We start from the raw sequence: 7,176 nt of genomic DNA, 5'->3' as shown, positions 1-7,176 counted from the left end.
CCCACAAGGGGAGAGGGAAATTATTTCCCTAACTCAGCGCCTTGCAGCTCGATTTCTTGCGCGCGGCGTCGATCGCAGGAAACTGACTACGATCGGGCACCAGGATTCGGATCAACGCGATCCCGGTCGTGCCCTTGACGCGGACCGCGGTCATGCCGTCGGGGACCGGCTGGCCGGCTTGCGCGATGGCGACACGGATCGGCTGGTTGGCGGCCTCGATATTGTTGCGGACATAGGCGACGTCGGTGCGCGCATCGAAGATCGACAGCGACCAGTAAAGCGCGGGCACCGGCGCGACATCGACGAGGACCGGCCCCTTGGACAAGTCGAACGGGCAGGACGAATAGGCCAAATCGGGACTTGGCCGGACGATCGCACGCGCCTTGTCGGTGGCGAGCGGCGCAGCGAACATGGTGTTGTAGCCCGCGCCCTTGGCGATACGGTGTGTGGCGAGGCCCATCAGCACGCGTGGGAATTGCACAAGCGCGAGATGATAGCCGGCAAACGCCAGCACCAGCCCGAGCAGCAGCGGGAACAGCCAGCGGCGCATCAGCATCCCTCCTTGACGATCGAGGGCAGCTGGTCGCGGGTCATGTTGCCGATGCCGCCGTCATCGGGAAGATAGGCGCGCAGCGTCAGCTCGAACCGGTCGATCCGCCCGGTCGGCAGCCACAATCCCGCCTGTTCGGACGGCGCCACGATCACTTCCCATTTGGCCGGGTTGGACACAGCCGCGCTGGCGATCGAGAACCGGCCGGCCTGGTTGGCGACCAGATAGCCCGGATGATCGTAGAGCGTCAGGCTCCACCATTTGGCCGGGATCGATCCACCCGACACGCGATAGCGGCAGCGACCCTCGAGCGGCTCGTTCGCGCTGTCGACCGCGGCGTTGTAATAGCGTGCCTCATGCGCCGGCAGTGCGAGCAAGCCCCGGAGCGAGACCACCGCGCGAGTGAACGCGCCGGCTCGGGCGGTGCCGAAATCGCTGCCCGTCGTCCACGGTCCGATCGCCCGGCTGGCGCCGAGCGCTCCCGTACGGACGTGCTGGATCGCAGCCCCTGCGCCCAGCGCCAAGCCGAGCACACCGCAGATCGCATATCGGATCCAGGGCTTCATAACCCCCTCCCCTGTCAGTTCGGGCAGCGGTGGTAGCGCTTGCCTTCCATCATCATCGCGTCGTCGCCGATACGGTCGACCTTCAGAATCTGGTCGAACGGCTTGTCGTCTTCGCTGTAATTGCCGGTGACCTTGACCGTCTTGCCGTCGAGCGACCAGTGACCCATGCCGCGCTTGCCGTAGAAGCCGCCGCCGGGACCGAAATTGACCGCGCGCCGCGCCGTGCAATCGCCATTCTCCGCGCCCCAGCGCCCCGACAGCCAGGTGCGGTTGACGCCACCCGGGATCGGTTTCGGCGTGGGTTTCGCGGTCGGCGTGGGTTTGGGCGTCGGCTTCGCGATCGGCGTCGATGTCGGTTTGGGCGTCGGCTTTGGTGTCGGACTCGGCTTGGGCGTTGGCTTCGCGGTCGGCGAGGGCGTCGGATCAGGTGACGCGCTCGCGGTTGGCGTCGGCGTCGGTGTGGGCGCCGGCCTGGCCGAAAGATCAGTGATCGCGGGGCTCGCCACCGGGCTCGGCGCGGGCGTCGGAACATAGCGATTGGGATCGATCACGTCGTCGCGGAACATCCAATTGTCGCCATAGCGCACGAAGCGGCCCGTGCGCGTCGCCGACTTGTCGCACTTGCCGGTGAACGGACTGCAGGTCGTCGCGCGATAATCGCAGACATAGCCGGGCCGATCGGGTGCCGTCTTGCACGCGATACGCTCGGTCGACTGCACCTTCGCCCCCGATCGAACCAAGGCGTCGGCAATGTCCTTTTCGGACGGACCGTCATTGCTGGCGAACGGATTACAGGCCGCCAACGGCGCCACCATCGCGAGAACCAGCCAGCGCTTCATGCCCAGATCCATCGCCGTTGAGTGCGGTCGCCGCGCGCGCGAAGTCAAGCCCGTCTCAACCCGCTTTGCTGCCCAGCGCCGCTTGCGCGGCGGCCAGCCGGGCGATCGGCACGCGATAGGGCGAGGCCGAGACGTAATCGAGCCCGACTTCCTCGCAGAACGCGATCGATGCCGGATCGCCGCCATGCTCGCCGCAAATGCCGAGCTTGATATCGGGCCGGGTCGCGCGACCGCGCTCGGCGGCGATGCGGATCAACTCGCCGACGCCTTCGACGTCGAGGCTGACGAACGGGTCCTTGGGATAGATACCCTTGTCGACATAGATGCCGAGGAAGCGCGCCGCGTCGTCGCGGCTGACACCCAAAGCGGTCTGGGTCAGGTCATTGGTACCGAACGAGAAAAACTGCCCGACTTCGGCGATCTCGCCTGCCTTGAGCGCGGCGCGCGGCAGTTCGATCATCGTGCCGACGAAATAGCTGATCTCGCGCCCCTTGTCGGCGAACACCGCCTTGGCCGCCTTGTCGACCACGTCCTTCATCAGTTCGAGTTCGCGTCGCGTCGCGACCAATGGGATCATCACTTCGGGAATCGGTGCGTCGCCCGATTTCTCCGCAACGATGACCGCCGCCTCGAAGATCGCGCGTGCCTGCATCTCGTAGATTTCGGGATAGGTCACGCCCAGCCGGCAACCGCGATGGCCAAGCATCGGGTTGAATTCATGGAGTTCGGCGGCACGGCGCTTGAGATAATCGACCTCGACGCCGGCGGCCTCAGCCACTTCGGCGAACTCTTCTTCCTCGTGGGGCAGGAATTCGTGCAGCGGCGGGTCGAGCAGGCGGATGGTGACGGGCAGCCCCGCCATCACCTCGAACAGTTCGACGAAGTCGCTGCGCTGCTCTGGGAGCAGCTTGTCGAGCGCCGCGCGGCGGCCTTTTTCATCCTCGGCCAGGATCATCTGGCGGACCGCGGTGATGCGATTGGCGTCGAAGAACATGTGCTCGGTGCGGCAGAGACCAATGCCTTCCGCGCCGAACTCGCGCGCCGTCTTGGCATCGAGCGGCGTTTCGGCATTGGCGCGCACCTTGAGCCGGCGGACACCATCGGCCCATTCCATCAGTGTGCCGAAATCGCCGGCCAGCTCGGGCTGGACGGTCGGCACTTCGCCGATCATCACTTCGCCCGACGCACCGTCGATCGTGATGATGTCGCCTTCGTTCACCTCGCGCCCGGCGCAGCGCATGACCTTCGCCTTGGCGTCGATCGACAAGGTGCCTGCGCCCGACACGCACGGCCGACCCATGCCGCGCGCCACGACGGCGGCGTGGCTGGTCATGCCGCCGCGCGCGGTCAGGATGCCCCGCGCCGCGTGCATGCCGTGAATGTCCTCGGGACTGGTTTCGGTGCGGACCAGGATCACCGCGTCGCCCGCCGCCGCGCGCTTTTCCGCGGCATCGGCATCGAACACGACCTTGCCCGAGGCGGCACCCGGCGATGCCGGCAGGCCCTTGGTCAGCACGTCGCGCGGCGCGGCGGGGTCGAGCGTCGGGTGGAGCAATTGGTCGAGCGCCGCCGGATCGACGCGCGCGATCGCTTCCTCCCGCGTGATCAAGCCTTCATTGGCCATGTCGACCGCAATCTTGAGCGCGGCCTTGGCGGTGCGCTTGCCCGACCGCGTCTGCAGCATCCAGAGCTTGCCTTGCTGCACCGTGAACTCGATGTCCTGCATGTCGCGGTAATGCGTTTCCAGCGTGTCGAACACGCCCGCGAGCTGCTGATAGACTTCGGGCAAAGCCTCTTCCATCGACAACGGTTTGGCATTGGCCTCTTCGCGCGCAGCCTTGGTCAGATATTGCGGCGTGCGGATGCCGGCGACGACGTCCTCGCCCTGCGCGTTGATCAGGAACTCGCCATAATAGGCATTGTCGCCCTTTGCCGGATCGCGCGTGAACGCCACACCGGTCGCCGAGGTGTCGCCCATATTGCCGAACACCATCGCCTGGACGTTGACCGCGGTGCCCCATTCGGACGGGATGTCGTTGAGCCGGCGATAGACTTTGGCGCGCTCCGACTGCCACGACCCGAACACCGCGCCGACCGCGCCCCACAGCTGATCGTGAACGTCCTGCGGGAACGGCTTGTCCCACTGCTCGACGACCAATTTCTTGTAGGTATCGACCAGCGCCTTCCAGTCGGCGGCGGTCATCTCGGTGTCGAGATAATAACCCTTGTCTTCCTTGGCGATTTCGAGCGCTTCCTCGAACGATCCGTGGTCGAGTTCGAGCACCACGTCCGAATACATCTGGATGAAGCGGCGATAGCTGTCCCAGGCGAAACGCTCGTCGCCCGAGGCATTGGCCAGGCCGACCACGGTGTGGTCGTTGAGGCCAAGGTTGAGCACGGTGTCCATCATCCCCGGCATCGAGGCGCGCGCGCCCGAGCGGACCGAGACGAGCAAGGGATCCGACGCATCGCCGAACTTCTTGCCGGTGACGCTTTCGATATGCGCGATGCCCGCGGCGACTTCGGCCCTCAGGCTGTCGGGAAAGACCGCGCCTTCGTCATAATAACGCGTGCACATCTCGGTCGAGATGGTGAAGCCCGGGGGCACCGGCAGCCCGATCGAGGCCATTTCGGCAAGGTTCGCGCCCTTGCCGCCCAGCAGATTCTTGTCGCCTTTCCCCCCATCGGAAACGCCACCACCGAACCGGTACACGTACTGCGTCATTCGTCAGTCCCTTTGATGCCTGGTTTCGCTGGGGAGGCGGAAGGATCAGGCGGAATATGTATGCCGAGATGTCATCCCTCGATCTTGGAGAAATCGGCAACACCATGCACCGCATCGCGCACCCGGGCGAGCAGCGCGAGGCGAGCGGCGCGTTTGGCGGGATCGGTGTCGTTGACCGTGACGGCGTCGAAGAATGCGTCGATCGGCGCGCGCAACGTCGCGAGCGCGGCCATCGCGGCTTCGAAATCCTCGTTCGCGACCGCGTCCGCCGCGACCGGGCCGGCGGCGTCGAGCGCGGCGATGAGGTCGGCTTCAGCGGGTTCAGGGGTGTACGAAAGTCCTTCTCCCCTTGTGGGAGAAGGAGGGAGCGCCGAAGGCGCGGAAGGATGAGGGGGAGTCGGCGAACTCTCAGAGTCTCCCTCACCCTTCCCACTCGCTGACGCGAGCGGGCCCCCTCCCTCTCCCACAAGGGGAGAGGGAGTTTCATACCCTTCCTTCTTCAGGATATTCGCCGCGCGCTTGTACCCGGCGAGCAGGTTGGCGCCGTCCTCCGTGGTGACGAACGACTGCAACGCGTGGACGCGGGCAAGCAGACGAACGAGATCGTCCTCGCCCCCGAGCGCGAACACCGCGTCGATCAGGTCGTGACGGACGCCGGCTTCGCGCTGCTGGACCTTGAGGCGGTCGGCGAAGAAGGCCGCCAGCTTCTCTTCAATTCGGCCGAAGAAGACATCTTCAAACTGCGCCAGATCGTCGCCGCAAGCCTTGAGGAGGACACGTTCTAAGCGGAACCGAAGATTATTCTGCAGTATCGTCGAAATCACGCCGAGCGCAGCACGCCTCAGCGCAAACGGATCTTTGGAACCGGTCGGCGCCTCGTTGATCAAGAAAAAGCGCGTCAAAATATCCAGCTTATCCGCCAGCGACACCGCCACCGTCACCGGCGCAGTCGGCACCTCATCACCTTGCCCGACCGGCTTGTAGTGATCGCGGATCGCCTCGGCGACCGCCGGAGCCTCGCCCTGCGCGGCGGCGTAATAGCCGCCCATCAAGCCTTGGAGTTCGGGGAACTCGCCGACCATACCGGTGACGAGATCGGCCTTGGCCAAGCGCGCGGCGCGTTCGGCTTGGTCCGCAAGCATGGTGGTCCCGGAGGGACTCGCCCCCCCGATGATCCCTTCTTCGACCAGCCACCGCGCTAGCTTCGCGACCCGCTCGACCTTGTCGGCGACCGTCCCCAGTCTCTCATGGAAGACGATCTTCTCGAGCTTCTTGGCCTGCTCCTCGAGCGGCACCTTGAGGTCCGTCTCGTAGAAGAACCGCGCATCGCTCAACCGCGCTGCCAGCACCTTGCGGTTACCGTCGACGATCTTCGCGCCGCCGTCCGCCGCATCGATATTGGCGGTACAGACGAAGGCATTGGCCAGCTTGCCTGCTTTGTCGCGGCAGACGAAATACTTCTGGTTCACCCGCGCGGTGAGCTGGATCACCTCGGGCGGCACGCCGAGGAAATCCTCGTCGAATCGGCCGAGCAAAGGCACCGGCCATTCGGTCAGCCCGGCATTCTCGGCGACCAGCCCTTCGTCCTCGATCAGTTCGAGCCCGGCGGCGTCGGCCAGCGCGCTCGCCTTGTCGCGGATGATCGCGCGGCGCTCGTCCTGGTCGACGATGACATGGCAGGCGTGGAGCTTCTCGGCATAGTCCGCCGCCGAGCCGATCGTGATCGGCCCCGGATGATGAAAGCGATGGCCGAGGGTCACCGCGCCCGATCGGACACCAGCGATCTCCACGGGCACGATCTGGTCACCGAGCAACGCGACGATGCCATGCAACGGACGCACCCAGCGCAGGCTTTCGGTCGAGGACGACGCCTCGCCCCAGCGCATCGATTTGGGCCAGGGGAAAGCGCGGATAATCGCCGGGATCGCTTCGGCCAGCACCTCGGCGGTGTCGCGGCCAGGCTTGTCGATCACCGCGAACAGCACGCCGTCGCGCTCGACCAATTGGTCGGCGGTGAGGCCGGTCTTGCGCAGAAATCCTTCGAGCGCCTGGGGCGGCGCACCGGCGCGCGGGCCTTTGATTTCCTCGCTGACCGCCTCGGTCGCCTCGGGCAAGTCACGCGCGATCAGCGCCAGCCGGCGCGGCGTCGCGAAGGTGACGATCGCATCGGCGCGCAGGCCGGCTTTCTCGAGCTCGGCGGTGAACAGCCGAGCGAGGTCATCGCGCGCCTTGTCCTGCATCCGCGCGGGGATTTCTTCTGAGCGGAGTTCGAGGAGGAAGTCGGTCATTTTTTTGATTCACGCGGAGGCGCGGAGGCGCGAAGAAAAGATTGGTTCGCGCAGAGGCGCAGAGGGCGCCGAGGAGTCGGAGTTGCTGGCGGCCGAGCCGCTTTAGCGGCTCCCTCAAAGCCCGCGGCGATCAAGCGTGAAGGTCTCGCTGGCGCGAGACGAGCGATGCTCTGCGCTCTCTCTGCGCCTCTGCGCCTCTGCGCGAACA

5 protein-coding genes are annotated in these 7,176 nt (G+C 65.7%); all 5 read right to left on the bottom strand.

Translation table 11 applies throughout. The annotated features are described in order from the left end of the window. Positions 1-28 precede the first annotated feature (28 nt). Complete coding sequence (locus SMA01S_RS17825; protein WP_169804265.1) at positions 29-550, bottom strand: DUF1254 domain-containing protein; 522 nt, start codon at positions 548-550, stop codon at positions 29-31. Next, positions 550-1,116, bottom strand: coding sequence for a DUF1214 domain-containing protein (locus SMA01S_RS17820; RefSeq protein ID WP_066825504.1), 567 nt, complete (start codon positions 1,114-1,116; stop codon positions 550-552). Before SMA01S_RS17820 ends, SMA01S_RS17825 begins: the two co-directional genes overlap by 1 nt. A gap of 14 nt (positions 1,117-1,130) precedes the next feature. After that, positions 1,131-1,955 carry a hypothetical protein gene (locus tag SMA01S_RS24965; RefSeq protein WP_176573634.1) on the bottom strand — a complete coding sequence of 275 codons (825 nt, stop codon included), beginning with the start codon at positions 1,953-1,955 and terminating at the stop codon, positions 1,131-1,133. A gap of 55 nt (positions 1,956-2,010) precedes the next feature. After that, complete coding sequence (ppdK, locus tag SMA01S_RS17810) at positions 2,011-4,680, bottom strand: pyruvate, phosphate dikinase (protein WP_066825498.1); 2,670 nt, start codon at positions 4,678-4,680, stop codon at positions 2,011-2,013. 71 nt (positions 4,681-4,751) lie between these two features. Further along, a complete protein-coding gene (gene glyS, locus SMA01S_RS17805) occupies positions 4,752-6,968 on the bottom strand; it encodes a glycine--tRNA ligase subunit beta (RefSeq protein WP_066825495.1) in 2,217 nt (738 codons plus the stop codon). Positions 6,969-7,176 lie beyond the last annotated feature (208 nt).

The sequence above is a fragment of the Sphingomonas mali NBRC 15500 genome (genome assembly GCF_001598415.1).
Taxonomy (GTDB): Bacteria; Pseudomonadota; Alphaproteobacteria; order Sphingomonadales; family Sphingomonadaceae; genus Sphingomonas; species Sphingomonas mali.
Note: the sequence above shows the minus strand (reverse complement) of the source record. Positions and strands in the feature narration are given on the sequence as shown.

Bases quoted from the DNA above. Each gene is read 5' to 3' on its own strand.
- SMA01S_RS17825 (WP_169804265.1), bottom strand. From the start codon at position 550: ATGCGCCGCTGGCTGTTCCCGCTGCTGCTCGGGCTGGTGCTGGCGTTT.
- SMA01S_RS17820 (WP_066825504.1), bottom strand. From the start codon at position 1,116: ATGAAGCCCTGGATCCGATATGCGATCTGCGGTGTGCTCGGCTTGGCG.
- SMA01S_RS24965 (WP_176573634.1), bottom strand. From the start codon at position 1,955: ATGAAGCGCTGGCTGGTTCTCGCGATGGTGGCGCCGTTGGCGGCCTGT.
- ppdK (WP_066825498.1), bottom strand. From the start codon at position 4,680: ATGACGCAGTACGTGTACCGGTTCGGTGGTGGCGTTTCCGATGGGGGG.
- glyS (WP_066825495.1), bottom strand. From the start codon at position 6,968: ATGACCGACTTCCTCCTCGAACTCCGCTCAGAAGAAATCCCCGCGCGG.